A 25,244-nucleotide genomic window follows, 5' to 3' on the forward strand; every position below is an offset into this window, starting at 1 on the left:
CCAATGTGAATTACTTCGAGTACAGCTCGACGATCAGCGCTTCGTTGATGTCCGCCGGCAGGTCGGCGCGATCCGGAACGGCCTTGAACACGCCGCTGAACTTCTTCGAATCGACTTCAACCCACGACGGGCTCAGGTCATGCTGTTCGGCGATGGTCAGGGCTTCCTGCACGCGCAGTTGCTTGGCAGCCTTTTCCGACAGGGCGATCGCGTCGCCGGCCTTGACCTGGTACGAAGCCAGGTTGACCGACTTGCCGTTCACGGTGACGCCGCGGTGCGAGACCAGCTGGCGGGCAGCCGGACGGGTCACGGCGAAGCCCATGCGGTAGACGACGTTGTCCAGGCGGGTTTCCAGCAGCTGCAGCAGGTTCTCGCCGGTGTTGCCCTTCTTGGTCGAGGCCTTCTTGTAGTAGTTGCGGAACTGGCGCTCCAGCAGGCCGTAGATGCGCTTGACCTTCTGCTTTTCACGCAGCTGGGTGGCGTAGTCGGACAGCTTGCCCTTGCGGGCGGTAGCGCCGTGCTGGCCGGGCTTCTGCTCCAGCTTGCACTTGGAGTCCAGCGCACGGGCCGGGCTCTTCAGCGACAGGTCGGCGCCTTCGCGACGGGCGAGCTTACAGGTAGGACCGATATAACGAGCCATTTCTTATCGCTCCCTTTAGACGCGACGCTTCTTCGGCGGACGGCACCCGTTGTGCGGGATAGGCGTCACGTCGATGATGTTGGTGATCTTGTAGCCGACGTTGTTCAGCGAACGCACGGCCGACTCACGGCCCGGACCCGGACCCTTGATGCGGACTTCCAGCGACTTCACGCCGTAGTCCAGCGCGGCCTTGCCGGCCTTCTCGGCGGCGACCTGCGCGGCGAACGGAGTCGACTTGCGCGAACCGCGGAAGCCGGCACCACCGGAGGTCGCCCAGGACAGTGCATTGCCCTGGCGGTCGGTGATGGTAACGATGGTGTTGTTGAAAGAAGCGTGGACGTGGGCGACGCCATCGGTGATGACGCGCTTGATCTTCTTCTTGGTCTTAGCAGCAGCGGGCTTAGCCATTTTCTAGGGTCCCTTACTTCTTAAGCGCCTTGCGCGGACCCTTGCGGGTGCGGGCGTTGGTCTTGGTGCGCTGACCACGCAGCGGCAGGCCGCGACGGTGACGCAGGCCGCGGTAGCAGCCCAGGTCCATCAGGCGCTTGATGGCGATGCCGACTTCACGACGCAGGTCGCCTTCGACGATGTACTTGCCCACTTCCAGGCGCAGACGGTCGATTTCCGGCTCCGACAGATCGCGGATCTTGGTGGTCGAAGCAACGGCTGCGGCTTCGCAGACCTTCTTCGAGCGGGTACGGCCGATGCCGTAAATGCTTTGCAACCCGACCCAGACGTGCTTCTGGGCTGGCAGGTTGACGCCTGCAATACGCGCCATGACGCGGTTCTCCAGCTGAGTGATGGCCGAATGCGCACCGCGTGGCGCGCCATTCCGGCAGGATGGATCAAAAAAGTGAACTAGCGATTCTAACAAGGCCTCGGTTTGCTTGGAAGTCCGTGGAACACAAGGTTCCATGGACCCGGCGTGGGGAGTGTGCCCATGCTCCGGCGCCGGATGTGCCTGGCAGGGAGATTTCTCTCCAAGCCGCCCGCGCTACTCCCGCGCGGAACAACCACATCACACCCCCACCCGAGACCGCTGCGGGGGCCGCCCTTCTGTCTTGAAGACCTGCCCCGGGAACCAGGGCGGTCTTCGCGCTATGAAGCGGAAAGTATAGCGGGAGAATCAGCCGCGCGCAAAACCGCCGCGGTTGCCGCCCTTCAGGTTCGCCTTCTTCAGCAGGCTCTCGTACTGGTGCGACATCAGGTGCGCCTGCACCTGGGCGATGAAGTCCATCACCACCACCACCACGATCAGCAGCGAGGTGCCGCCGAAGTAGAACGAGGCATTCAGCTGCGTGCGCATCAGTTCCGGCAGCAGGCAGACGATCACCAGGTACAGCGAGCCGGCTGCCGTCAGGCGGGTCAGCACGGCGTCGATGTACTCGGCCGTGGCCTTGCCCGGACGGATGCCCGGGATCAGCGCGCCCGACTTCTTCAGGTTGTCGGCGGTTTCCTGCGAATTGAACACCAGCGCGGTATAGAAGAACGCGAAACCGGTGATCAGCGCGGCGAACACGATCATGTGCAGCGGCTCGCCCGGACCCAGTGCGTTGGCCACTTTCTGCAGCCAGGTCGCCGAGCTGGCCTGGCCGGACCACATCGCCAGCGTGGCCGGGAAGGCCAGGATGCTGGAGGCGAAGATGGCCGGGATCACGCCGGACATGTTCAGCTTCAGCGGCAGGAACGAGGTCTGGTTCATGTAGGCATTACGGCCACCCTGGCGACGGGCGTAATTGACCGTGATGCGGCGCTGGCCGCGCTCGACGAACACCACGAAATAGGTGAACGCCAGCACCACGATGACGATCAGCAGCAGCGAGATGAAGCTCATGTTGCCGTCGCGGTAGGCCTCCAGCGTGTGGATGACCGCGGCCGGCAGGCCGGCGACGATGCCGGCGAAGATGATCAGCGAGACGCCGTTGCCGATGCCGCGCTCGGTCACCTGCTCGCCGACCCACATCAGGAAGATGGTGCCGGCGGTCAGCGCGACCACAGCGGTGAGCACGAAGCCCATGCCCGGCGCGTAGACGACCGGCGCACCGCCCGGCGACAGCTGGTTCTGCAGCGCCAGGGCGATCGAACCGCCCTGCACGATGGCCAGCAGCACCGCGCCGATGCGCGAATACTGGGTGATCTTGCGGCGGCCCGACTCGCCTTCCTTCTGCATCGCCTTGAGCGCGGGGAAGATATGGACCGCCAGCTGCATCACGATCGATGCCGAGATGTACGGCATCACGTTCAGCGCGAAAATACTGAAACGGTGCAGGGCGCCGCCCGAGAACATGTTGAACATGTCCACGATACCGCCGCCCTGCGCCTGCATCAGCGCAAGCATGGCATCGGGATTGACGCCCGGCACCGGCACGTAGCAGCCGATGCGATAGACGAGCAATGCCCCGACTACGAACAGAAGACGCTGGCGAAGTTCAGTGAACTTGCCCATTCCGCCCGCGAGGTTACCGATGCCAGCTTGCGCCATGTTCCAGTTACTCCTGTACGCTGCCGCCGGCAGCTTCGATCGCAGCCTTGGCGCCGGCGGTAGCCGCCACACCCTTCAGGGTGAACGCCTTGGTCAGCTCGCCCTTGAGGACGATCTTGGCCTTCTTGGCGGTCGTCGGGACCAGCTTCGCGGCGCGCAGCGCAGCGAAATCGATCTCACCGGCTTCCAGGCGGTCCAGGTGGTAGGACAACACTTCAGCGGTGTCCTTGGCCATCTTGGAACGGAAGCCGATCTTCGGCAGACGGCGCTGCATCGGGGTCTGGCCGCCTTCGAAGCCAGCCTTGATCTTGCCGCCACCCTTGCGGGCGAACGAACCCTTGTGGCCGCGACCGGCGGTCTTGCCCAGGCCCGAGCCGATACCGCGGCCGACGCGGGTGCGCTCGGTGCGGGCGCCCGGTGCCGGGCTCAGTTCATTGAGACGCAGAGTCATGATCGATTACTCCTCAACCTTGACGAGGTAGTGAACGGTATTGATCAGGCCGCGAACCTGCGGGCTGTCCTTCAGTTCACGCACATCGTTGAGCTTGTTCAGACCCAGCGCACGCACCGACAGGCGATGACGCGACTGGGCTCCACGCAGGCCGCGCACCAGGCGCACCTTCACGGTCTTGTTGGACTCATTAGCCATGGTTGAGTTCCTCCACCTTCTTGCCGCGCTTGGCCGCGATGCGCGCCGGCGACTGCATGCCAGCCAGGCCCTTCACGGTGGCACGCACCAGGTTGATCGGGTTGCGCGAGCCGGTGGCCTTGGCCAGCACGTTCTTCACGCCGACCGCTTCCAGCACGGCACGCATGGCGCCGCCGGCGATCACGCCGGTACCTTCCGAAGCCGGCTGCATGAACACGCGGGCCGCGCCGTGGCCGTCCTTGACGGTGTGCCACAAGGTGCCGTTGTGCAGGTCAACGCTGACCAGGTTCTTGCGGGCCTGTTCCATCGACTTCTGGATGGCGACCGGCACTTCGCGCGCCTTGCCATAGCCGAAACCGACCTTGCCTTCGCCGTCGCCGACCACGGTCAGGGCGGTAAAGGTGAACTGGCGACCGCCCTTGACGGTCTTGCTGACGCGGTTGACCGCGACCAGCTTCTCGATCATGCCGTCGTCGATCTTCTCTTCGCGGTTACGGTCGCGATCGCGACCCCGCTGCTGACGCTCTTCTGCCATGTTGATTCCTTGGTTGTTGGGTATGTACGGCTCGAGGCCGCTTATGGTTGTGGAGTGATGCGTTGTTCCGGTGGACCGCTGCAGAAGAGCGGCGCCGTCCGGCCTCATTCAGGCCGGCGAGCAGGCGGGCAGGAGCGCGAACGCCCCTGCCCTTGTGCCTTAGAACTGCAGACCGGCCTCGCGCGCGGCATCCGCCAGGGCCTTGATGCGGCCGTGGTAGCGGTAGCCCGAACGATCGAAGGCGACCTTCTCGATGCCGGCGGCCTTGGCGCGCTCGGCAACGATGCGGCCAACCTTGGCGGCGGCGTCGGCGTTCTTGCCGTTCTTCAGGCCGTCCTTGACGTCGGCCTGGGTGGTGTTGGCGGCAGCCAGCACCTTCGAGCCGTCGGCGGTGAAGACCTGCGCGTACAGGTGCTGGCCGGTACGCAGCACCGACAGGCGCGGCACGCCCAGGGTACGGATGTGCGAACGGGTCGACTTGGCGCGACGCAGGCGAGCGATGTTCTTGTTCATGATCTTTATCCTCGAAAGCTGAAAGCTGTGCTTTTCCCGAAAAGTCCGCACACGGATGCGCAGACTTTTGCGAAGGATCCGCCTTAGGCCTTCTTGGCTTCCTTGCGAATGATGTTCTCACCGGCGTACTTCACACCCTTGCCCTTGTAGGGCTCCGGCGGACGATAGCCACGGATCTTGGCAGCGACTTCGCCGACCACCTGCTTGTCCGCGCCCTGCACGACGATTTCCGTCTGCGTCGGGGTGGCCAGGGTGATGCCTTCCGGCGCCACGAACACGACGGGGTGCGAGAAGCCCAGCGACAGGTTCAGGTCCTTGCCCTGCATGGCAGCGCGGTAACCCACGCCGACCAGCTCCAGCTTCTTCTCGAAGCCTTCGGACACGCCATGGACCATGTTGGCCAGGATCGAACGCACGGTGCCGGTCAGCGCGTCGAAGGAGATGTCCTTCGGATTCAGCGTGACGACGCCATTGTCGATGGTGATTTCAACGCCAGCGGACTTGTTCAGCGACAGGGTGCCCTTCGGGCCCTTCACGCTCACGGATTCCGACTGGATGTTCAGCTCAACGCCCTTGGGCAGGTTGATCGGCTTCTTGGCTACGCGGGACATGTTCTACTCCTTCTCGCTTAGGCCACGAAGCACAGGACTTCACCGCCGACGCCCTGCTGGCGCGCCTGCGCATCGGTCATGATGCCCTTGGAGGTGGAAATGATGGCGATGCCCAGGCCGTTGAGGACCTTCGGCAGCTCGCTCTTGCCGCGGTACTGGCGCAGGCCCGAACGCGAGAAGCGCTTCAGGGTCGCGATGACCGGCTTGCCTTCGAAATACTTCAGGACGATTTCCAGCTCGGCCTTGTTGTTTTCCAGCTGGTTGACGCGCAGGTCGGTGATGTAACCCTCGTCCTTCAGGACCTGGGCAATCGCCACCTTGATCTTGGACGACGGCGCTTTCACCGTCTGCTTGCCAACCGCGGCCGCATTCTTGATGCGGACCAGCAGGTCGGCGATGGGATCAGTCATGCTCATGTAGATACCTTTGAGTGCACCGATATCCGCTTTCGCGAAAATCTCGAGTTTTCCCGGGATGGGCCGGGGCCCCTACCAACGCCACCCGCACTTTCGGGCGGGCAAGACGCGGGAGTATACGACAAAAAGTCCGACTTGCGTCGGACTCCCTGTATTGCCGGCGGGTTGCCCTTCCGGCCCACCGGCCGGGCCTAGCGGCCCGGCACGGAGGTTTCTTACCAGCTGGCCTTGCGCAGGCCCGGCACGTCGCCACGCATGGTGGCTTCGCGCAGCTTGTTGCGGCCCAGGCCGAACTTGCGGTACACGCCACGCGGACGGCCCGACAGTTCGCAGCGGTTGCGCTGGCGGGACGGCGACGAATCGCGCGGCAGCTTGGACAGCTTGGCCGCGGCTTCGATCTTCTCTTCGTAGCTCGCGTCCACCGAGGACACGATCTTCTTCAGAGCCGCACGCTTGTCGGCGTACTTCTTGGCCAGCTTTTCCCGCTTGATGTCGCGGTTGACCATGGAGGTCTTTGCCATTTCGGTTTCCTCGACGGATCAGTTACGGAACGGGAACTTGAACGCTGCCAGCAGCGCCTTCGCTTCCGCATCGGTCTTGGCGGTGGTGGTGATGGCGATATCCATGCCGCGGATCGCATCGACGGCGTCGAAGTCGATTTCCGGGAAGATGATCTGTTCCTTCACGCCCATGTTGTAGTTGCCGCGACCGTCGAACGAACGACCCGACACGCCGCGGAAGTCACGCACGCGCGGCAGCGAGATGTTGATCAGGCGATCCAGGAATTCGAACATGGTGTTGCGGCGCAGGGTGACCTTGCAACCGATCGGCCAGCCATCGCGGATCTTGAACGAAGCCACCGAGACGCGCGACTTGGTGACCACCGGCTTCTGGCCGGTGATCTTGGTCATGTCGGCCACGGCGTTCTCGAGCACCTTCTTGTTGGTCGCGGCTTCGCCGACGCCCATGTTGACGGTGATCTTGACCAGCTTCGGCACTTCCATCGGATTGGTGTAGCCGAACTGCTTCATCAGCGCCGGCACCACTTCTTCCTTGTAGATTTTTTCGAGACGGGAAGTCATCAGCTCATTCCTCAGGCGTCAATCGCCTCACCGCTGGAGCGGAACACACGCAGTTTGCGTCCATCCTCCAGCACCTTGAAGCCAACGCGATCGCCCTTGCCCGAAGCCGGGTTGAGGACATTGACGTTGGAGATATGGATCGAAGCTTCACGCTCGACCACGCCGCCGGCAACACCTGCCTGCGGGTTCGGCTTGGTGTGGCGCTTGACGATGTTCACGTTGGCGACGACCACGCGGTCGCCGTCGACGCGGACGACTTCGCCCTGCTTGCCCTTGTCCTTGCCGGTGTTGACGACGACCTGGTCGCCCTTCTTGATACGGTTAGCCATGATTATCTCCTGTCGCTCACAGCACTTCGGGAGCGAGCGAGACGATCTTCATGAACTTCTCGGAACGAAGTTCACGGGTCACCGGCCCGAAGATGCGGGTGCCGATCGGCTCCTGCTTGTTGTTCAGCAGGACGGCGGCGTTGCCGTCGAAACGGATCAGCGAACCGTCGGCGCGACGCACACCCTTGCGGGTACGCACCACGACGGCGTCGTAGACTTCGCCCTTCTTGACCTTGCCGCGCGGGATCGCGTCCTTCACGGTGACCTTGATGATGTCGCCGATGTGGGCATAACGGCGCTTCGAGCCGCCCAACACCTTGATGCACATCACTTCCTTGGCACCGGAGTTGTCAGCGACGTCGAGGTAGCTCTGCATCTGGATCATGATTCAGGCTCCTTATTTCGCTGCGCGGGTGATGATTTCCACCACCCGCCAGTTCTTGGTCTTGGACAGCGGCGCAATCTCGGTCACACGCACGAAATCACCTTCGTTGCAGGTGTTCTCGGCGTCGTGAGCGTGCAGCTTGGTCGAGCGCTTGATGTACTTGCCGTACAGGGCGTGCTTGACCTGGCGCTCCACCAACACGGTGACCGTCTTGTCCATCTTGTTGCTGACGACACGGCCTTCGACCGTGCGCAGCGTCTTGCTTTCAGTATTTTCGCTCATCGCAGCCATCCTTACTTCGTGCTGCCGATCAGGTGCTTGACGCGAGCGATCTCGCGGCGCACCCGGCGGGTTTCGTGGGTCTTCGGCAGCTGGCCGGTGGCGGCCTGCATGCGGAGCGAGAACTGCTCCTTGCGCAGGTCGACCAGGTGGGCCTTCAGTTCGTCAGCCGACTTCTCGCGGAGTTGTTTGATGTCCATCAGCGCACCGTCCGGGTCACGAAAGTGGTGGTGACCGAGAGCTTGGCCGACGCCAGGCGGAACGCCTCGCGTGCGATTTCCTCGGAAACACCCTCGATTTCATAGATCATGCGGCCCGGCTGGATCTGGGCGACCCAGTACTCCACGCCGCCCTTACCGGCACCCATTCGGACTTCGATGGGCTTCTTGGTGATGGGCTTGTCCGGGAAAACGCGGATCCACATCTTGCCGCCACGCTTGACGTAACGGCTGATCGAACGACGGGCCGCTTCGATCTGGCGCGCGGTCAGCTGGCCGTGAGCGGTGGCCTTCAGGCCGTACTCACCGAAGCTGACGGCATTGGCGCTCCAGCTCAGGCCGTCGTTGCGGCCCTTGAACATCTTGCGGTATTTGGTTCGCTTGGGTTGCAACATTGCCGTTACCTCGCTTCACGAGCCGGGCGCGACGGACGGTCGGCACGGTCGCCACGATCGTTGCGATCGCTGCGCGGGCTGTCGTCCTGCTTTTCCTGGCCAACCTGGGAGAAATCGAAGACTTCGCCCTTGTAGATCCAGACCTTGATGCCGATGATGCCGTAGGTGGTGCTGGCCTCAGCGAAACCGTAGTCGATGTCGGCGCGCAGGGTGTGCAGCGGCACGCGGCCTTCGCGGTACCACTCGGAACGGGCGATTTCAGCGCCGTTCAAGCGGCCAGCCACGTTGACCTTGATGCCCAGGGCACCCAGGCGCATCGCGTTGCCGACCGCACGCTTCATCGCGCGGCGGAACATGATGCGACGCTCCAGCTGCTGCGCGATCGACTCGGCGACCAGCTGCGCGTCCAGCTCCGGCTTGCGCACTTCGGTGACGTTGATGTGCGCCGGGACGCCCATCACTTCGCTCACTTCCTTGCGCAGCTTCTCGATGTCCTCACCACGCTTGCCGATCACCACGCCCGGACGGGCGGTGTGGATCGTCACGCGCGCGGTCTTGGCCGGACGCTCGATCAGGATCTTGGAGATACCGGCCTGCGCCAGCTTCTTGCGAAGCATCTCGCGGACCTTCAGGTCGGCCGCCAGGTAGCTGGCGAACTCGGCCTTGTTGGCGTACCACTTGGAGTTCCAGTCCTTGGCGATGCCCAGGCGGATACCAATCGGATGTACTTTGTGACCCATCGTTATTTGCCCTCGCCCACGACCACGGTGATGTGGCTGGTGCGCTTGAGAATGCGCGTGCCGCGGCCCTTGGCGCGGGCCATGAAGCGCTTCAGGCTCGGACCTTCATCAACCATGATGGTCTTGACCTTCAGCTCATCGACGTCGGCGCCCTGGTTGTTCTCGGCGTTGGCGATAGCCGACTCCACCACCTTCTTGATGAGGGCGGCAGCCTTCTTGTCCGAGAACTTCAGCAGGTTGACCGCACGCTCGGCCGGAAGGCCGCGCACCTGGTCAGCGACCAGACGGGCCTTCTGCGGGGAGATGCGCGCGGTGCGCAGGATTGCTTTCGCTTCCATCGTCATCTCTCCTTACTTGCCCGACTTCTTGTCAGCACCGTGACCCTTGAAGGTCCGGGTGATGGCGAATTCGCCGAGCTTGTGACCGACCATGTTCTCGTTGACGAGAACCGGAACGTGGTTCTTGCCGTTATGCACGGCGATGGTGACGCCTACCATTTCCGGCAGGATCATCGAACGGCGCGACCAGGTCTTGATCGGCTTCTTGCTGCCCGCGGCGGCCTCCACCTTCTTGACGAGGTGGTGATCGACGAACGGGCCCTTCTTGAGTGAACGTGCCATGGTCGATTAGCCCCTACGATCGCGGACGATGAACTGCTGGGTGCGCTTGTTATGGCGCGTCTTGTAGCCCTTGGTCGGGACACCCCACGGGGTGACCGGATGCGGGTTACCCTGGCCGGCCTTGGCCTCACCACCACCGTGCGGATGGTCCACCGGGTTCATGGCGGCGCCGCGGACGGTCGGCTTGACGCCACGCCAGCGTGCAGCACCGGCCTTGCCGAGCTTCTGCAGGTTGTGCTCGTCGTTGCCGACTTCACCGATGGTGGCGCGGCACTCGACCGGCACCTTGCGCATTTCACCCGAGCGCAGGCGCAGGGTGGCGTAGATGCCTTCACGGGCGACCAGCTGCACGCCGGCGCCAGCGGCGCGGGCGATCTGCGCACCCTTGCCCGGCTTCAGCTCGATGCCGTGGATGGTGGTACCGACCGGGATGTTGCGCAGCGGCAGGGTGTTGCCGGTCTTGATCGGCGCATGCGCGCCGGAGATGACCTGGTCACCCGCCTTCAGGCCCTTCGGGGCGATGATGTAGCGGCGCTCACCGTCGACGTAGCACAGCAGGGCGATGTGGGCGGTGCGGTTCGGATCGTATTCGATGCGTTCCACGCGCGCCGGAATGCCTTCCTTGTTGCGCTTGAAGTCGATGATGCGGTAGTGCTGCTTGTGGCCGCCACCCATATGACGGGTGGTGATGCGGCCATGGTGGTTGCGACCACCGGACTTGCTCTGCGGCTCCAGCAACGCGGCGTGCGGCGCGCCCTTGTGCAGATCGGGCGTGACCACGCGCAGGGCCGAACGGCGGCCTGCGGAGGTGGGCTTGAATTTCATCAATGGCATGGGATGTACCTCAGGCCTTGGCCGTTACATCGATGGACTGGCCATCGGCCAGGCGCACGTACGCCTTGCGCCAATCGCCGCGACGGCCAGCGCGGTTACGGAAGGACTTGCTCTTGCCCTTGACGTTGACCACGTTGACGGCCTCGACCTTGACGTCGAACAGCTGCTCGACCGCGGCCTTCACATCGGCCTTGGTTGCTTCGTTCGAGACTTCGAAGACGTACTGGTTGGAGAGTTCCTGCAGGCGCGCGGTCTTTTCGGAGACTCGCGGAGCGCGCAGCACGCTGAAGATTTTTTCGTTGCTGCTCATGCCAGCCACTCCTCGACCTTCTTGACCGCATCGGCGGTGATGACGACCGTGTCGGCAGCGACCAGAGCGACCGGATCCAGACCCTGGACGTCACGCACCTGCACGTAGGGCAGATTGCGGGCCGACAGGTACAGGTGCTCGGAAGCCTCTTCGGTGACGATCAGCGGACGCTTGCCCACTTCCAGGCCAGCCAGCTTGCCGATCAGACCCTTGGTGCTGGTCGCTTCCACGTCGAAGGACTCGACGATGGTCAGGCGGCCCTGGCGGTTCAGCTCGGACAGGATGGCGCACATGGCGGCGCGATACTGCTTGCGGTTGACCTTCTGCTCGAAGCTGCGCGGCTTGGCCGCGAAGGTGACGCCACCGCCGACGAAGATCGGAGCGGTCAGGGCACCGTGACGAGCGCCACCACCCTTCTGCTTCTTCGACTTCTTGGTGGTGCCAGCCACTTCAGAGCGCGTCTTCTGTGCCTTGGTACCGGCGCGAGCGGCGTTGCGGTAGGCAACGACGACCTGGTGGACCAGATCTTCGCTGAAATCGCGGCCGAACACGGCTTCGGAGACCGAGACCTTGTTGTTGCTACCCGTGATAACGAGTTCCATCGTCATCTCTCCTTATGCCTTGCTCGCCGGACGCACGATCACGTCGCCACCGGCAGCACCCGGAACGGCACCACGGACGGCAATCAGACCACGCTCGACGTCGACCTTGACCACTTCCAGGTTCTGCGTGCTCTGCTGCACGGCACCCATGTGGCCGGCCATCTTCTTGCCCGGGAAAACGCGACCCGGGGTCTGGCGCTGGCCCAACGAACCCGGCGCGCGATGCGACAGCGAGTTACCGTGGGTGGCGTCGCCCATGGTGAAGTTGTAGCGCTTGATGGTGCCCTGGAAGCCCTTGCCCTTGGTGACACCCTGGACGTCGACGATCTGGCCGACTTCGAAGATGTCCGCCTTGACTTCGCCACCGACGGCGTAATCGCCGATCTGGGCGTCCTCGACGCGGAATTCCCACAGGCCACGACCGGCTTCGACCTTGGCCTTGGCGAAGTGGCCGGCTTCCGGCTTGTTCACCAGGGCGGCGCGACGGGCGCCGACGGTCACCTGCACGGCGCTGTAGCCGTCGGTTTCGACGGTCTTGATCTGCGCGATGCGGTTCGGGGTGGCTTCGATCAGGGTCACCGGGATGGACAGGCCATCTTCAGTGAAAACGCGGCTCATGCCGGCCTTGCGGCCCACGAAGCCCAACGAATACTTCTTCGTCATGGTCGTAGTCCTCAGGTCAGCTTGATCTGAACGTCGACGCCGGCAGCCAGTTCGAGCTTCATCAGCGCGTCCACGGTCTTGTCGTTGGGGTCGACGATGTCGAGCACGCGCTTGTGCGTGCGGGTTTCGTACTGGTCACGCGCGTCCTTGTCGACGTGCGGGGAAACCAGAACGGTGTAACGTTCGATCTTGGTCGGCAGCGGGATCGGGCCACGCACTTGCGCGCCGGTCCGCTTGGCCGTTTCAACGATCTCGCTGGCCGAGCGGTCGATCAAACGATGATCGAACGCCTTCAGCCGAATCCGGATCTTTTGGTCCGCCATGACGGTGTTCCTATAGGTCTAAAGAGCGACAGGCCCGGCCTCTTGTGTACCGGACCCCATGAATGCGCGGCCATGCCACCCGGCCGTCGCGCGAATCCCTTCAAAACAGCAAGGCGGCCCGGTTTCCCGGCCCGCCCAGACACAAACAAACGCGCAGAAAGCGCCCCGAACCCTCCGGAGCGACCCACGCGACCTGTCCTTAGTCTGGCGAATACGAAGCGCGTCCTGCCCTTCATTTCGCTGGTTGCGGAGCCCATGCAAGCATGAGTCCCGCGAGTGGTCGTGCATTCTGTCAGCATTCCCGGGGCTTTGCAAGCCCCCGGCACTCCGTCCCTCTTGCGCTTCAGCTGCCGGCCATGCTTGGACGGGCGGACGCTTCCGTGCGCCCGTCCAGACCCCTCATTCCGCGGTGGCGCCGGCCTGCAGCAGGCTGTTGAACAGCAGCTTGAACGAACCGTGGGTCTGCGAGCGGAAGGTGATATCCGTCCCGAAGAAGGTCAGGCGCCCGGCACCGACGTCGGCCTCGGCGGCCAGCACCCCGCCCTGCAGGTGTTCCTGGCCCCAGGCCCAGCCGCTGCGCAGCGGCGTGGCCGAGTCGAAGCGCAGCAGCGGGCGGATGTCGCCGCGGCCGGCAGGAAGATCGAACACCGGGGCATTGTCCCAGCGACCGTCGGAGAAGTACACGTCCAGGCGCTGCGGCAACCCCCAGTTGAGCGGGCGCGACTTGTCCACTGCCACCTGCAGCACGCTGCCGGGGATGTAGTACTCGCGCTGGTTGAGCGCGCGGGACTGGCCGTCCGCCCCCTTGCCCAGCAGATGGCTGCGCAGCGGCAGGCCGAGCTGCAGCGCCAGCCCGCTGGAGGAACCGGTGGCCACGACATGGCCGCCGGCCTGCAGGAAGCGGCGCAGCGCCGCGACCGCCGGCTCGCCGTCCAGTTCGCCCAGCATCGGGCGGAACTCGGCCGGGATGGTGGCCGGGTCTGGCGAGGCCGGCGCACGCCCGGCCTTGCCCTCGATCGCAAGCTCCCCGGGCAGCGGCAGCGCGCCACTGGGCAGGATCAGCACGTCGAACCGGCTGCGCAGGTCACCATCGAGGATCTGCTGCGGATAGACCACTTCATAGTCGAAACCGAAGTTTTCCAGGACCAGCCGCGTCCAGCCGGAGACCATGGAGCCGCCATAGTGGTCCCACAGCGCGATACGCGGCGCCCTCATCGGCTCACCACCCTTGACGCTACGGCCAGCGACGGCCGCCACCACGCCGGTGCCACGCAAGGCCCCGGCCATGGCCGACGCCGATGCGGATGGCACGAAGAAGGCGCCATCGCGGTCATGCAGGCGCCGCACCGCCACGCCGGCCTTGAGCAACCGGTTGACCGCGATCACGCTGTTGTTGGCCCGCGCATCGAGCAGGTAGCCGGTGGCCGAGGCGGGCACCGGCACGTCAGCCGGCACCTGCAGCTGCCCTGCCGGCAGCGCCTCGAACGGGCCATCGAACCCTTCCAGCACGCGATCGAATGCCACGCCCATCTGGAAGGCCAGCGTCCAGCCGGCCGAGTCGTAGGGCGCGATCGGCGGGCCGCCGGCGTACTCGAAGTCATGCGGGTGGTCCTGCGGCTCGAACATGTCCAGCACGTGCGGCCGGAACGCCTGTTCGGCCTTGACCACGAACGAGCCGGCCGGATACCTGCGGCCAGCCACGGCGAACGGCCGGGTCGCACGCTCCACCTCGACACCCGCCAGCTGCAGCGCATTGACGAAGGCGGTCGCGGTCGGGAAATCCGCCTGGTCGGCCGGGATGATGTAGCCGCGCGGATCGCGCTGCTCCGGGCGCCGCAGCAGGGCGCTCACCTGCCCCGCATCCAGCTCCGCCGCCGGCTTGCCGTCCTTGCCTGCGTCGGCGCGGGCCCTGGCCAGGACGCTCGGACTGGCCGTCCAGGTATCGCGGCTGCCGCGCTCGATGGAATTGCGGCCCATGCGGTAGATGTTCCACAGCAGCTGCTCGCGGTTGCGCGAGGCGTAGTCCAGCAACGCCCAGTTGGCGGTCAGGCTGTAGTCGATGGACTGGCGGAAATGCCAGGTCTGCGCCGGCACCGGCGCCGGCAGGTTGCTGTCGGGCAGCTGCCGGTCCGGCAGGAACGGGATCTGCATCGGCGTCGGGTTGCCGGTGATTTCGGTCAGCACGCCGAGCATGTTGTGGAAGTACGGCATGGTGCGCAGGCCGCCGTTCCACCAGGTGGAATACACGCTGCCGCCCTTGGATACCGCACCCGGCTTGTTCTCCTGCAGGAAGCGCAGATTCATCGTCGAGCCGAGCGACTCCAGCCCGACCGGGATCATCGCGTCGATGTTGTAGTTGTACGGATCGCGGTACGGCGGGATCACGATGACCGTGCCCTTGGGCGAGGTCTGGTGGTGGTTGTAGACGATCTGCGGGTACCAGCGCGTGTACATCGCCAGGTTGAGGTTGCGCGTTTCCTGCAGCGCGGCCATGTAGAAGTCGCGGTTGTTGTCGTGGCCGGCGTACTTCTGGTACAGGCGCGGCGGCTTGTCGAGCACGCGCCTGGCCGGCACCGGCTCGCGCATGTACCAGTCCGAGTACAGCTCCTGCCCGTCCGGATTGGCATGGACCAGCAGCACGATCGTGTCGTCGAGGATGCGCCGGGTCTCTGCGTCGTCGCGGCTGGCCAGCTGCCACACGGTCTCGATCAGCTGGTGCGCGCCGACGGTCTCGTTGGCATGCAGGCCGCCGTCGATCCACACCACCGCCTTGCCCTGCTCCGCCAGCCCGCGCGCGACGGCCTCGTCATCGCGCGCCCGCGCCAGGCGCTCGGAGATGCCGCGGTACTCGTCCAGTTTTGCCAGGTTGGCCGGCGAGGAGGCGACCAGCATCAGCTGCGGGCGCCCTTCCGAGGTCCTGCCCAGTTCAACGAGCCGGAACCGGTCTGAGCCGGCGGCGACCTTGCGGAAATACGCCTCGGTCTGGGTATAGGTGGCGAGCATGTAATCGTCGCCGATGGTGAAGCCGAAGTGCTCCTTAGGCGCCGGTACCGCCGCCTGCGCCACTGCGGCGATCGCCGCCAGCGCTACTGCCAGCGCCACCCTGCGCCGCCGTTGTCCCGAACCTCGCAACATCCCGTCTTCTCCTGGTCTCTATCTTGTTGGCGGCCGCAACCGCGGCACGCACCTTAAGCACCCCCGCCACCGGTTTCACGTAGCAAAGGTCACGACGGCTGCACAGCCCATTGATACAAGAGCGGAACAGCGGGCATTTTCCGCCACCCGCGGATGCGGGAAGCCATGGCGCATCGCGCCAGGCGACGCCAGCCCGCACTGGCTGGACCCGGCCGGGAAGGCCCCAGCGAGGCGCAGCCCTGCTTTACGGAAGGCGGATCACGGCGGCCTTGCAGCGTCGGGCAACACCTGGCGGGGCCTGGACAGAAAGGCTCCAGCGGGGCGTTGCCCCGCTCTACAGAACGTGGATCACGGCGGCTTTGTAGCGCCGGGCAACACCCGACGGGGCCTGGCCAGGAAGGCTCCAGCGGGGCGTTGCCCCGCTCTACAGAACGTGGATCACGGCGGCCCTGTAGCGCCGGGCAACGCCCGGCGGGCCTGGCCAGGAAGGCTTCAGCCGGGCGTTGTCCCGCTCCACGGGAACGCAGGGGATGCTTTCCCCTGGCTGGCGGAACCACAAAAAAGGGCGGCCCGGAGGCCGCCCTTCTTTCACGCTCCCCGCGGACAGGGAAGACGCGCTTACTTGGTGATCTTGGCAACCACGCCGGCGCCGACGGTACGGCCGCCTTCGCGGATCGCGAAGCGCAGGCCTTCGTCCATCGCCACCGGGTTGATCAGCGTGACCGACATCTTCACGTTGTCGCCCGGCATCACCATCTCGACGCCCTCCGGCAGCTCGCAAGCGCCGGTGATGTCGGTGGTACGGAAGTAGAACTGCGGACGGTAGCCCTTGAAGAACGGGGTGTGACGGCCGCCCTCGTCCTTCGACAGCACGTACACTTCGGCGTCGAACTGGGTGTGCGGGGTGATCGAACCCGGCTTGGACAGAACCTGGCCGCGCTCCACGTCGTCACGCTTGGTGCCGCGCAGCAGCAGGCCCGCGTTGTCGCCCGCCTGGCCCTGGTCCAGCAGCTTGCGGAACATTTCCACGCCGGTCACAGTGGTCTTCTGGGTCGGACGGATGCCGACGATTTCGATTTCGTCGCCCACCTTGATGATGCCGCGCTCGATACGACCGGTCACCACGGTGCCGCGGCCCGAGATCGAGAATACGTCTTCCACCGGCATCAGGAACGGCTTGTCGACGTCACGCTCCGGGGTCGGGATCCAGCTGTCCAGCGCATCGACCAGCTTCAGGATCGCCGGCACGCCGATGTCGCTCTGGTCGCCTTCCAGCGCCAGACGGGCCGAGCCCGAGATGATCGGGGTGTCGTCGCCCGGGAAGTCGTACTTGCTCAGCAGCTCGCGCACTTCCATTTCCACCAGCTCGAGCAGCTCGGCGTCGTCCACCATGTCGGCCTTGTTCAGGAACACGACGATGTACGGCACGCCGACCTGGCGCGACAGCAGGATGTGCTCGCGGGTCTGCGGCATCGGGCCGTCAGCAGCCGAGCACACCAGGATCGCGCCATCCATCTGCGCGGCACCGGTGATCATGTTCTTGACGTAGTCGGCGTGGCCCGGGCAGTCGACGTGCGCGTAGTGGCGGCTCGGGGACTCGTACTCGACGTGCGAGGTGGAGATCGTGATGCCGCGCGCCTTCTCTTCCGGCGCCTTGTCGATGGCGTCGTAGGCGTGGAACTCGCCACCGAAACGCTCGGCGCCCACCTTGGTCAGTGCGGCGGTCAGCGTGGTCTTGCCATGGTCGACGTGGCCGATGGTGCCGACGTTGACGTGCGGCTTGGTGCGCTCAAACTTGCTCTTGGACATTTTGCGATTCCTTGATTAGCTCAAAATTTTTGGGAAGGACCCGAGCCGGGGCTCAGGCCTTCTTGATGACGGTGTCGGCGATGTTGTTCGGCGCCGGCTCGTAATGGTCGAACTCCATCGTGAAGGTCGCGCGACCCTGGGTCTGCGAACGCAACGCGGTGGCGTAGCCGAACATCTCGCCCAGCGGGATCATCGCATTGATGATGCTGGCCGAGCCATCACCGGTGGTGCCCGAGCCCTGCAGCACGCCGCGACGACGGCTCACGTCGCCCATCACGTCGCCCTGGTAGTCCTCCGGGGTGACGATCTCGACCTTCATGATCGGCTCCAGCAGCACCGGCTTGGCCTTGGCGAAGCCCTGCTTGAAGGCCATCGACGAAGCGAGCTTGAACGCCATTTCCGACGAGTCGACGTCGTGGTACGAGCCGAACACCAGCTTGACCTTCACGTCCACCACCGGGAAGCCGGCCAGCGGGCCGCTGGTGATGGTCTCGCGCAGGCCCTTTTCCACGGAAGGAATGAATTCCTTCGGGATCACGCCGCCGGTGATTTCGTTCAGGAACAGGAAATCGTCCTTGATCAGCGGAGCGATCTTCGGATCGGCGCGGTCTTCGGCGGTGATCGGCGACAGCTCGATCACGACGTGACCGTACTGGCCCTTACCACCGGACTGCTTGGCGTGCTTGTAGTCCGACTTCACGTCCGCGGCCTGGATGGTCTCGCGGTAGGCCACCTGCGGCTTGCCGACGTTCGCCTCGACGCTGAATTCGCGCTTCAGGCGGTCGACGATGATGTCCAGGTGCAGCTCGCCCATGCCCGAGATGATCGTCTGACCCGACTCTTCGTCGGTCTTGACGCGGAACGACGGATCTTCCTGCGCCAGGCGGCCCAGGGCCATGCCCATCTTTTCCTGGTCGGACTTGGTCTTCGGCTCGACGGCCATCGAGATCACCGGCTCCGGGAACGCCATGCGCTCCAGGATGATCGGCGCTTCCGGCGCGCACAGGGTATCGCCGGTGGAGGTGTCCTTCAGGCCCACCGCCGCGGCGATGTCACCGGCCAGAACTTCCTTGATTTCCTCGCGGTTGTTCGAGTGCATCTGCAGGATGCGACCGATGCGCTCCTTCTTGCCCTTGACCGAGTTCAGCACGGTGTCGCCACCGCTCAGGGTGCCCGAGTAGACGCGGAAGAAGGTCAGCGCGCCGACGAACGGGTCGGTGATGATCTTGAACGCCAGCGACGAGAACGGGGCCTTGTCGTCGGAATGACGGCTCAGCTCCTTGGTTTCGTCGTCAACGTCCACGCCCTTCACGTCCGGCACGTCCACCGGCGACGGCAGCAGCTGGATCACGCCGTCGAGCATGGCCTGCACGCCCTTGTTCTTGAACGCCGAGCCGCAGTACATCGGCACGATCTCGGTCGCCAGCGTACGGACGCGCAGCGCTTCGATGATCTCGGCCTCGGCCAGCTCTTCGCCGCCCAGGTACTTTTCCATCAGCTCTTCGCTGGCTTCGGCAGCCGTCTCGATCATGAAGGTGCGCGCCTCTTCGGCTGCGTCCTTCATGTCGGCCGGCACTTCGCCGTACTCGAACTTCATGCCCTGCGAGGCTTCATCCCACTGGATGGCCTTCATCTTGAGCAGGTCGACAACGCCCTTGAAGTTCTCTTCGGCGCCGATCGGCAGCTGCATCGGCACGGCGACGGCGCCGAGCTTGGCGCGCAGCTGGTCCCGGACCTTCAGGAAGTTCGCGCCGGTACGGTCCATCTTGTTGACGAACGCGATGCGCGGCACGTGGTACTTGTTGGCCTGGCGCCACACGGTTTCCGACTGCGGCTGCACGCCACCCACGGCGCACAGCACGAACACCGCACCGTCGAGCACGCGCAGCGAGCGCTCCACTTCGATGGTGAAGTCGACGTGCCCGGGGGTGTCGATGATGTTGAAGCGGTGCTCCGGCAGGGACTTGTCCATGCCCTTCCAGAACGCGGTGGTGGCAGCGGACTGGATCGTGATGCCACGCTCCTGTTCCTGCTCCATCCAGTCCATGGTGGCGGAGCCATCGTGCGTTTCGCCCAGCTTGTGGTTCTTGCCGGTGTAGAACAGGATGCGCTCGGACGTGGTGGTCTTGCCGGCATCGATGTGGGCCATGATGCCGAAGTTGCGGTAACGCTCGATGGGAGTGGAACGGGCCACGGGGAGCCTCTCAGATTTTTCGGATTTCGGAATGGCCGAATGCCGCCTTTCGGCGGCCTTCGGGTTGGCGCGGCGATTCTGTCACCGCGAGGTGACACCCAGATGGTGTCACCGGCCTGTATTCACAAGGCCTTCAAACTCACCAGCGGTAGTGCGCGAACGCCTTGTTCGCTTCCGCCATGCGGTGGGTTTCTTCACGCTTCTTGATGGCGCCGCCACGGTTTTCCGAGGCGTCCAGCAGTTCAGCGGCCAGCTTGCGCGGCATCGAGTTCTCGCCACGCTTGCGTGCCGATTCGATCAGCCAGCGCATCGCCAGGGCCATCTTGCGCGAGGCACGCACTTCGACCGGCACCTGGTAGGTGGCGCCGCCGACGCGGCGGGACTTCACTTCGACGGCCGGAGCCACGTTGTCCAGCGCCTTCTGCACCAGCTCGACGGCATTCGGATTCTTCTCGCCGATCACGTCCATGGCGCCATAGACGATCTTTTCAGCGATCGACTTCTTGCCGCTCAGCATCACCATGTTGATGAAGCGGGCGATGGTTTCGCTTCCGTGCTTCGGATCGGGCAGGACGGAACGCTGCGGGGTATTACCTTTACGCGACATAGTGCTCTCTCCTTAGGCCTTCGGACGCTTGGCGCCGTACTTGGAACGGGCCTGGCGACGCTTGGCGACGCCGGCGGCGTCGAGCGAGCCACGAACGGTGTGGTAACGCACACCCGGCAGGTCCTTGACGCGACCGCCGCGGATCAGGACCACGGAGTGCTCCTGCAGGTTGTGGCCTTCACCACCGATGTAGGAAATCACTTCTTCCTGGTTGGTCAGGCGGACCTTGGCAACCTTGCGCAGAGCCGAGTTCGGCTTCTTCGGAGTGGTGGTGTAGACACGGGTGCAGACGCCACGGCGCTGCGGGCACTTGTCGAGCGCCGGCGAGGCACTCTTGTAGGTGGTCGCTTGCCGCGGCTTGCGGACCAGCTGGTTGATCGTCGCCATCAGTAGGTTCTTCTGATTGGGGCCGTAAAAACGGCCAAGGATGCGGAAAATGTAAAGCAGGCCCAAAATTCAGGCCTGCCGAGACAGACGATTGTAGCAACCCCTCCAGAACGCGGTCAAATGCGTCCTGTCAAGGCCAGCCCTGATCCCGGGCCGTTACAGGGGGGCCTCCATGTACCCCGTTCAGGTTGAACCGCCGGCCCGCGGACGGACCGGCAATTCTTCAAAGCGCCCGGCCAGACGATGGCCGGACCTACCTCATTCCTCGCCGCCTGCAGCCTGTTCAGCTTCAGTCGACGCGACCTCCGGCTCGACCACCGCGGCCGTACCGGCCAAGGTCTCGATCTCCGACTCGGTCAGGCCGGAGGCGCCGCGACGGCGCTTGGTATGGTACGCAAGGCCGGTACCCGCCGGAATCAGGCGGCCGACGATCACGTTTTCCTTCAGGCCGCGCAGGTTGTCGGCGGTGCCGCGCACGGCCGCCTCGGTCAGCACGCGGGTGGTTTCCTGGAACGACGCCGCCGAGATGAACGACTCGGTCGCCAGCGAAGCCTTGGTGATGCCCAGCAGCACCGGCTCGAAGCGGGCCGGCAGCTCGTTGCGGGACGCCAGCCTGGCGTTTTCCTCGATCACGCGCTGGCGCTCGGCCTGCTCGCCATTGAGGAACTTGCTGCCGCCCTGGTCGATGATCTCGACCTTGCGCAGCATCTGGCGCGAGATCACTTCGATGTGCTTGTCGTTGATCTTCACGCCCTGCAGGCGGTACACGTCCTGGATTTCCTTGACCAGGTAGCGCGCCAGTTCCTCCACGCCCTTCAGGCGCAGGATGTCCTGCGGGCTCGGCTCGCCGTCCACCACGGTTTCACCGCGGGTCACGTGCTCGCCTTCGAACACGATGATCTGGCGGTACTTCGGGATCAGCTCTTCGTGCTCGGAACCATCGGTGTCCTTGATGATCAGGCGCTGCTTGCCCTTGGTGTCCTTGCCGAAGCTGATGATGCCCGAACGCTCGGCCAGGATCGCCGGATCCTTCGGCTTGCGCGCTTCGAACAGGTCGGCCACGCGCGGCAGACCACCGGTGATGTCGCGGGTCTTCGACGCTTCCTGCGGGATCTTGGCGACCACGTCGCCCACGCCCACCGGGGCGCCGTCCTGCAGGTTGACGATCGAGCGCGGCGGCAGCAGGTACTGCGCCGGCAGGTCGGTGCCCGGGATGGTCAGGTCGTTGCCCTTGCCATCGACGATGCGGACCAGCGGACGCAGATCCTTGGCCTGCGAGCCACGACGCTTCGGATCGGTGATTTCGCGCGACGCCAGGCCGGTCAGCTCATCGGTCTTCTCGATGACGGTGATGCCGTCGACGAAGTCGATGAAGCGGATGAAACCGGCCACTTCGGACACGATCGGGTGGTTGTGCGGATCCCAGTTGGCCACGGTCTGGCCAGCCTTGATCTCGGCGCCGTCCTTGACGGTGATGGTGGCACCGTACGGCAGCTTGTAGCGCTCGCGCTCGCGGCCGTGGGCATCGAGCACCGACACTTCGCCCGAACGCGACACCGCCACCAGCGAACCGTTGGCGTGGTCGACGTGCTTGAGGTTGTTGAACTTGACCGAACCGGTGGTCTTGACGGTGATGTTGTCCACCGCCGCCGCACGCGATGCCGCACCACCGATGTGGAACGTACGCATGGTCAGCTGGGTACCCGGCTCGCCGATCGACTGCGCGGCGATGACGCCGACCGCTTCGCCGATGTTGACGATGTGGCCACGGGCCAGGTCGCGGCCGTAGCAGCGGCCGCAGACGCCGAAGGCCGATTCGCAGGTGATGGTCGAGCGCACCTTGATCGACTGCACGCCGGCTTCTTCCAGCTTGTTCACCCACTGCTCGTCGAGCAGCGTGTTGCGGGTGACGATCGGATCCTCGTCGTTGCCCGGCAGGAACACGTCCTCGGCCACGACGCGGCCCAGCACGCGGTCCTTCAACGGCTCGACCACGTCGCCGCCTTCCACGATCGGGGTCATGGTCAGGCCCTCGACGGTGCCGCAGTCGACTTCGGTGATCACCACGTCCTGCGCCACGTCGACCAGACGACGAGTCAGGTAACCCGAGTTCGCCGTCTTCAGCGCGGTATCGGCCAGACCCTTACGGGCACCGTGGGTGGAGTTGAAGTACTCCTGCACGTTCAGGCCTTCGCGGAAGTTCGCCTTGATGGGCGTCTCGATGATCGAGCCGTCCGGGCGGGCCATCAGGCCGCGCATGCCGGCCAGCTGGCGGATCTGCGCCTGGCTACCACGGGCGCCGGAGTCGGCCATGATGTACAGCGAGTTCATCGACTTCTGGTCGACGGTCTTGCCTTCGGCGTCCTCGACCTTCTCGGTACCGATGGTTTCCATCATCGCCTTGGCGATGCGCTCGTTGGTGCGCGACCAGATGTCGACCACCTTGTTGTAGCGCTCGCCGGCGGTGACCAGACCCGACTGGTACTGCTCCTGGATTTCCAGCACTTCCTGCTCGGCTTCGCCCAGGATGCCCTTCTTCTCGTCCGGGATCAGCATGTCGTCGATGCCGATCGACACGCCGGCGCGGGTCGCGTAGGCATAGCCGGTGTACATCAGCTTGTCGGCGAACACCACGGTGTCCTTCAGGCCCAGCAGACGGTAGCTCTGGTTGATCAGGCGCGAGATGTTCTTCTTGGTCATCTCGGTGTTGCACAGCTCGAACGGCAGGCCCTCGGGCATGATCTCGCTCAGCAGCGCACGGCCGACGGTCGTGTCCTGGATCGAGGCCTTGCTGACCTTGTTGCCCTGTTCGTCGCGCTCGACCTGGGTGATGCGCACCTTGACCCGGGCGTGCAGCTCGACCACGCGGTTGTCGTAGGCGCGCTTCACTTCGTTGGTGTTGGCGAACACCATGCCCTCGCCCTTCTTGTTGATCAGGGCACGGCTGAGGTAGTACAGGCCCAACACCACGTCCTGCGACGGCACGATGATCGGCTCGCCGTTGGCCGGCGACAGGATGTTGTTGGTGGACATCATCAACGCGCGCGCTTCCAGCTGGGCTTCCAGCGAGAGCGGCACGTGGACGGCCATCTGGTCACCGTCGAAGTCGGCGTTGAACGCGGTGCAGACCAGCGGGTGCAGCTGGATGGCCTTGCCCTCGATCAGCAGCGGCTCGAACGCCTGGATGCCGAGGCGGTGCAGGGTCGGCGCGCGGTTCAGCAGCACCGGATGCTCGCGGATGACTTCTTCCAGGATGTCCCAGACTTCGCCTTCCTCGCGCTCGACCAGCTTCTTGGCGGCCTTGATGGTGGTGGCCAGGCCACGACGCTGCAGCTTGGCGAAGACGAACGGCTTGAACAGCTCCAGCGCCATCTTCTTCGGCAGGCCGCACTGGTGCAGCTTCAGGTACGGACCGACGGTGATCACCGAACGGCCGGAGTAGTCGACGCGCTTGCCGAGCAGGTTCTGGCGGAAGCGACCCTGCTTGCCCTTGATCATGTCGGCCAGCGACTTGAGCGGGCGCTTGTTGGTGCCGGTGATGGCACGGCCACGACGGCCGTTGTCCAGCAGGGCGTCAACCGATTCCTGCAGCATGCGCTTTTCGTTGCGCACGATGATGTCCGGAGCATTGAGCTCCAGCAGGCGGCGCAGGCGGTTGTTGCGGTTGATGACGCGGCGGTACAGATCGTTCAGGTCGGAGGTCGCGAAGCGGCCACCGTCCAGCGGCACCAGCGGGCGCAGATCCGGCGGCAGCACCGGCAGCACGGTCATCACCATCCACTCCGGACGGTTGCCCGACTCGAGGAAGGCTTCGACCAGCTTGATGCGCTTGGTCAGGCGCTTGAGCTTGGTTTCCGAACCGGTGGAGGCGATTTCCTCGCGCAGCTTCACCATTTCGGCCTGCAGGTCGATGGTGCGCAGCAGTTCGTACACGGCCTCGGCGCCCATGGCGGCGTCGAAGTCGTCGCCATGCTCCTGGCGCGCCTGCAGGTACTGTTCTTCGGTCAGCAGCTGGCGGCGCTCCAGGGCGGTCAGGCCCGGCTCGGTCACCACGTAGGCTTCGAAGTACAGCACGCGCTCGATGTCGCGCAGGGTCATGTCCAGCATCAGGCCGATGCGCGACGGCAGCGACTTGAGGAACCAGATGTGGGCGACCGGCGAAGCCAGGTCGATGTGGCCCATGCGCTCGCGGCGCACCTTGGCCAGGGTCACTTCGGTGCCGCACTTCTCGCACACGACGCCGCGGTGCTTCATGCGCTTGTACTTGCCGCACAGGCACTCGTAGTCCTTCACCGGGCCGAAGATGGCGGCGCAGAACAGGCCGTCGCGTTCCGGCTTGAAGGTGCGGTAATTGATGGTTTCCGGCTTCTTCACCTCGCCGAAGGACCAGGAGCGGATCAGGTCCGGCGAAGCCAGGCCGATCTTGATCGCGTCGAAGTCCAGCGTCTGGCGCTGCTGGTTGAAGAGATTGAGCAGGTCTTTCATG

General features: G+C 64.6%; 31 protein-coding genes. All 31 read right to left on the bottom strand.

The annotated features are described in order from the left end of the window. Positions 1 to 10: 10 nt before the first annotated feature. The 31 genes from rpsD to rpoC all read right to left on the bottom strand — a co-directional run bounded on the left by rpsD (position 11) and on the right by rpoC (position 25,243). Entirely contained in the window at positions 11 to 640 is a 630-nt protein-coding gene (gene rpsD, locus QMX80_RS04805) for a 30S ribosomal protein S4 (RefSeq protein WP_054663355.1), read from the bottom strand. Positions 641 to 655: 15 nt separating this feature from the next. Further along, positions 656 to 1,048, bottom strand: coding sequence for a 30S ribosomal protein S11 (gene rpsK / locus QMX80_RS04810; RefSeq protein ID WP_054663352.1), 393 nt, complete (start codon positions 1,046 to 1,048; stop codon positions 656 to 658). A gap of 13 nt (positions 1,049 to 1,061) precedes the next feature. Further along, complete coding sequence (gene rpsM, locus QMX80_RS04815; RefSeq protein WP_055767520.1) at positions 1,062 to 1,418, bottom strand: 30S ribosomal protein S13; 357 nt, start codon at positions 1,416 to 1,418, stop codon at positions 1,062 to 1,064. A gap of 348 nt (positions 1,419 to 1,766) precedes the next feature. Further along, positions 1,767 to 3,122, bottom strand: coding sequence for a preprotein translocase subunit SecY (gene secY, locus QMX80_RS04820; protein ID WP_055767517.1), 1,356 nt, complete (start codon positions 3,120 to 3,122; stop codon positions 1,767 to 1,769). Between the two features lie 7 nt (positions 3,123 to 3,129). Further along, positions 3,130 to 3,573 carry a 50S ribosomal protein L15 gene (gene rplO / locus QMX80_RS04825; protein ID WP_055767516.1) on the bottom strand — a complete coding sequence of 148 codons (444 nt, stop codon included), beginning with the start codon at positions 3,571 to 3,573 and terminating at the stop codon, positions 3,130 to 3,132. A 6-nt stretch (positions 3,574 to 3,579) separates the two neighbouring features. Then, positions 3,580 to 3,771: a 50S ribosomal protein L30 gene (gene rpmD / locus QMX80_RS04830; RefSeq protein WP_004145412.1), complete on the bottom strand. Its 192-nt coding sequence runs from the start codon at positions 3,769 to 3,771 to the stop codon at positions 3,580 to 3,582. Further along, positions 3,764 to 4,306: a 30S ribosomal protein S5 gene (rpsE, locus tag QMX80_RS04835; protein WP_055767513.1), complete on the bottom strand. Its 543-nt coding sequence runs from the start codon at positions 4,304 to 4,306 to the stop codon at positions 3,764 to 3,766. Before rpsE ends, rpmD begins: the two co-directional genes overlap by 8 nt. A 159-nt stretch (positions 4,307 to 4,465) precedes the next feature. Next, positions 4,466 to 4,819 (bottom strand): 50S ribosomal protein L18, encoded by a 354-nt coding sequence (rplR, locus tag QMX80_RS04840; RefSeq protein ID WP_055767510.1) that lies wholly within the window; start codon positions 4,817 to 4,819, stop codon positions 4,466 to 4,468. Between the two features lie 83 nt (positions 4,820 to 4,902). Beyond that, a complete protein-coding gene (gene rplF / locus QMX80_RS04845; protein WP_055767507.1) occupies positions 4,903 to 5,430 on the bottom strand; it encodes a 50S ribosomal protein L6 in 528 nt (175 codons plus the stop codon). Positions 5,431 to 5,447: 17 nt separating this feature from the next. Further along, positions 5,448 to 5,846, bottom strand: coding sequence for a 30S ribosomal protein S8 (rpsH, locus tag QMX80_RS04850; RefSeq protein ID WP_055767504.1), 399 nt, complete (start codon positions 5,844 to 5,846; stop codon positions 5,448 to 5,450). Positions 5,847 to 6,061: 215 nt separating this feature from the next. Further along, complete coding sequence (rpsN, locus tag QMX80_RS04855) at positions 6,062 to 6,367, bottom strand: 30S ribosomal protein S14 (protein ID WP_054663332.1); 306 nt, start codon at positions 6,365 to 6,367, stop codon at positions 6,062 to 6,064. A gap of 18 nt (positions 6,368 to 6,385) precedes the next feature. Then, a complete protein-coding gene (rplE, locus tag QMX80_RS04860; protein ID WP_054663329.1) occupies positions 6,386 to 6,928 on the bottom strand; it encodes a 50S ribosomal protein L5 in 543 nt (180 codons plus the stop codon). An 11-nt stretch (positions 6,929 to 6,939) separates the two neighbouring features. Further along, positions 6,940 to 7,257: a 50S ribosomal protein L24 gene (rplX, locus tag QMX80_RS04865; protein WP_055767501.1), complete on the bottom strand. Its 318-nt coding sequence runs from the start codon at positions 7,255 to 7,257 to the stop codon at positions 6,940 to 6,942. 16 nt (positions 7,258 to 7,273) lie between these two features. Continuing rightward, the gene (gene rplN, locus QMX80_RS04870; protein WP_003479595.1) at positions 7,274 to 7,642 is read right to left on the bottom strand and encodes a 50S ribosomal protein L14; all 369 of its coding nucleotides are present in this window, start codon (positions 7,640 to 7,642) and stop codon (positions 7,274 to 7,276) included. Positions 7,643 to 7,654: 12 nt separating this feature from the next. Continuing rightward, positions 7,655 to 7,924, bottom strand: coding sequence for a 30S ribosomal protein S17 (gene rpsQ / locus QMX80_RS04875; protein ID WP_055767498.1), 270 nt, complete (start codon positions 7,922 to 7,924; stop codon positions 7,655 to 7,657). Between the two features lie 11 nt (positions 7,925 to 7,935). Continuing rightward, entirely contained in the window at positions 7,936 to 8,121 is a 186-nt protein-coding gene (rpmC, locus tag QMX80_RS04880; protein WP_055767495.1) for a 50S ribosomal protein L29, read from the bottom strand. After that, positions 8,121 to 8,534 (bottom strand): 50S ribosomal protein L16, encoded by a 414-nt coding sequence (gene rplP, locus QMX80_RS04885; RefSeq protein ID WP_055767492.1) that lies wholly within the window; start codon positions 8,532 to 8,534, stop codon positions 8,121 to 8,123. The genes rpmC and rplP overlap by 1 nt, the downstream gene beginning before the upstream one ends. A gap of 5 nt (positions 8,535 to 8,539) precedes the next feature. Further along, entirely contained in the window at positions 8,540 to 9,274 is a 735-nt protein-coding gene (rpsC, locus tag QMX80_RS04890; RefSeq protein ID WP_054663315.1) for a 30S ribosomal protein S3, read from the bottom strand. Positions 9,275 to 9,276: 2 nt separating this feature from the next. Then, a complete protein-coding gene (rplV, locus tag QMX80_RS04895; protein WP_054668596.1) occupies positions 9,277 to 9,612 on the bottom strand; it encodes a 50S ribosomal protein L22 in 336 nt (111 codons plus the stop codon). A gap of 12 nt (positions 9,613 to 9,624) precedes the next feature. Beyond that, positions 9,625 to 9,894: a 30S ribosomal protein S19 gene (rpsS, locus tag QMX80_RS04900; protein ID WP_055767489.1), complete on the bottom strand. Its 270-nt coding sequence runs from the start codon at positions 9,892 to 9,894 to the stop codon at positions 9,625 to 9,627. Positions 9,895 to 9,900: 6 nt separating this feature from the next. Next, a complete protein-coding gene (gene rplB / locus QMX80_RS04905; RefSeq protein ID WP_055767486.1) occupies positions 9,901 to 10,728 on the bottom strand; it encodes a 50S ribosomal protein L2 in 828 nt (275 codons plus the stop codon). Between the two features lie 10 nt (positions 10,729 to 10,738). Further along, positions 10,739 to 11,038 (bottom strand): 50S ribosomal protein L23, encoded by a 300-nt coding sequence (gene rplW, locus QMX80_RS04910; RefSeq protein ID WP_054663307.1) that lies wholly within the window; start codon positions 11,036 to 11,038, stop codon positions 10,739 to 10,741. Beyond that, positions 11,035 to 11,640 carry a 50S ribosomal protein L4 gene (gene rplD / locus QMX80_RS04915; RefSeq protein WP_055768477.1) on the bottom strand — a complete coding sequence of 202 codons (606 nt, stop codon included), beginning with the start codon at positions 11,638 to 11,640 and terminating at the stop codon, positions 11,035 to 11,037. Before rplD ends, rplW begins: the two co-directional genes overlap by 4 nt. A gap of 12 nt (positions 11,641 to 11,652) precedes the next feature. Further along, positions 11,653 to 12,303, bottom strand: coding sequence for a 50S ribosomal protein L3 (gene rplC / locus QMX80_RS04920; protein ID WP_055767485.1), 651 nt, complete (start codon positions 12,301 to 12,303; stop codon positions 11,653 to 11,655). Positions 12,304 to 12,314: 11 nt separating this feature from the next. Next, on the bottom strand, positions 12,315 to 12,626 hold the full coding sequence (rpsJ, locus tag QMX80_RS04925; protein ID WP_005408208.1) for a 30S ribosomal protein S10: 312 nt from the start codon (positions 12,624 to 12,626) through the stop codon (positions 12,315 to 12,317). A gap of 399 nt (positions 12,627 to 13,025) precedes the next feature. Continuing rightward, complete coding sequence (locus QMX80_RS04930) at positions 13,026 to 15,761, bottom strand: M14 metallopeptidase family protein (protein ID WP_282275621.1); 2,736 nt, start codon at positions 15,759 to 15,761, stop codon at positions 13,026 to 13,028. Between the two features lie 618 nt (positions 15,762 to 16,379). Continuing rightward, positions 16,380 to 17,570, bottom strand: a complete 1,191-nt coding sequence (tuf, locus tag QMX80_RS04935; RefSeq protein WP_057505101.1) for an elongation factor Tu — start codon at positions 17,568 to 17,570, stop codon at positions 16,380 to 16,382. Positions 17,571 to 17,622: 52 nt separating this feature from the next. Beyond that, on the bottom strand, positions 17,623 to 19,764 hold the full coding sequence (gene fusA / locus QMX80_RS04940) for an elongation factor G (protein WP_055767477.1): 2,142 nt from the start codon (positions 19,762 to 19,764) through the stop codon (positions 17,623 to 17,625). A 139-nt stretch (positions 19,765 to 19,903) separates the two neighbouring features. Beyond that, complete coding sequence (gene rpsG / locus QMX80_RS04945; RefSeq protein ID WP_055767474.1) at positions 19,904 to 20,371, bottom strand: 30S ribosomal protein S7; 468 nt, start codon at positions 20,369 to 20,371, stop codon at positions 19,904 to 19,906. A gap of 12 nt (positions 20,372 to 20,383) precedes the next feature. Continuing rightward, the gene (rpsL, locus tag QMX80_RS04950; protein ID WP_004145320.1) at positions 20,384 to 20,758 is read right to left on the bottom strand and encodes a 30S ribosomal protein S12; all 375 of its coding nucleotides are present in this window, start codon (positions 20,756 to 20,758) and stop codon (positions 20,384 to 20,386) included. Between the two features lie 258 nt (positions 20,759 to 21,016). Then, positions 21,017 to 25,243: a DNA-directed RNA polymerase subunit beta' gene (rpoC, locus tag QMX80_RS04955; protein WP_282275624.1), complete on the bottom strand. Its 4,227-nt coding sequence runs from the start codon at positions 25,241 to 25,243 to the stop codon at positions 21,017 to 21,019. Position 25,244: the final 1 nt, after the last annotated feature.

The sequence above is a fragment of the Stenotrophomonas sp. PS02297 genome, assembly GCF_029959705.1.
Lineage (GTDB): Bacteria > Pseudomonadota > Gammaproteobacteria > Xanthomonadales > Xanthomonadaceae > Stenotrophomonas > Stenotrophomonas nitritireducens.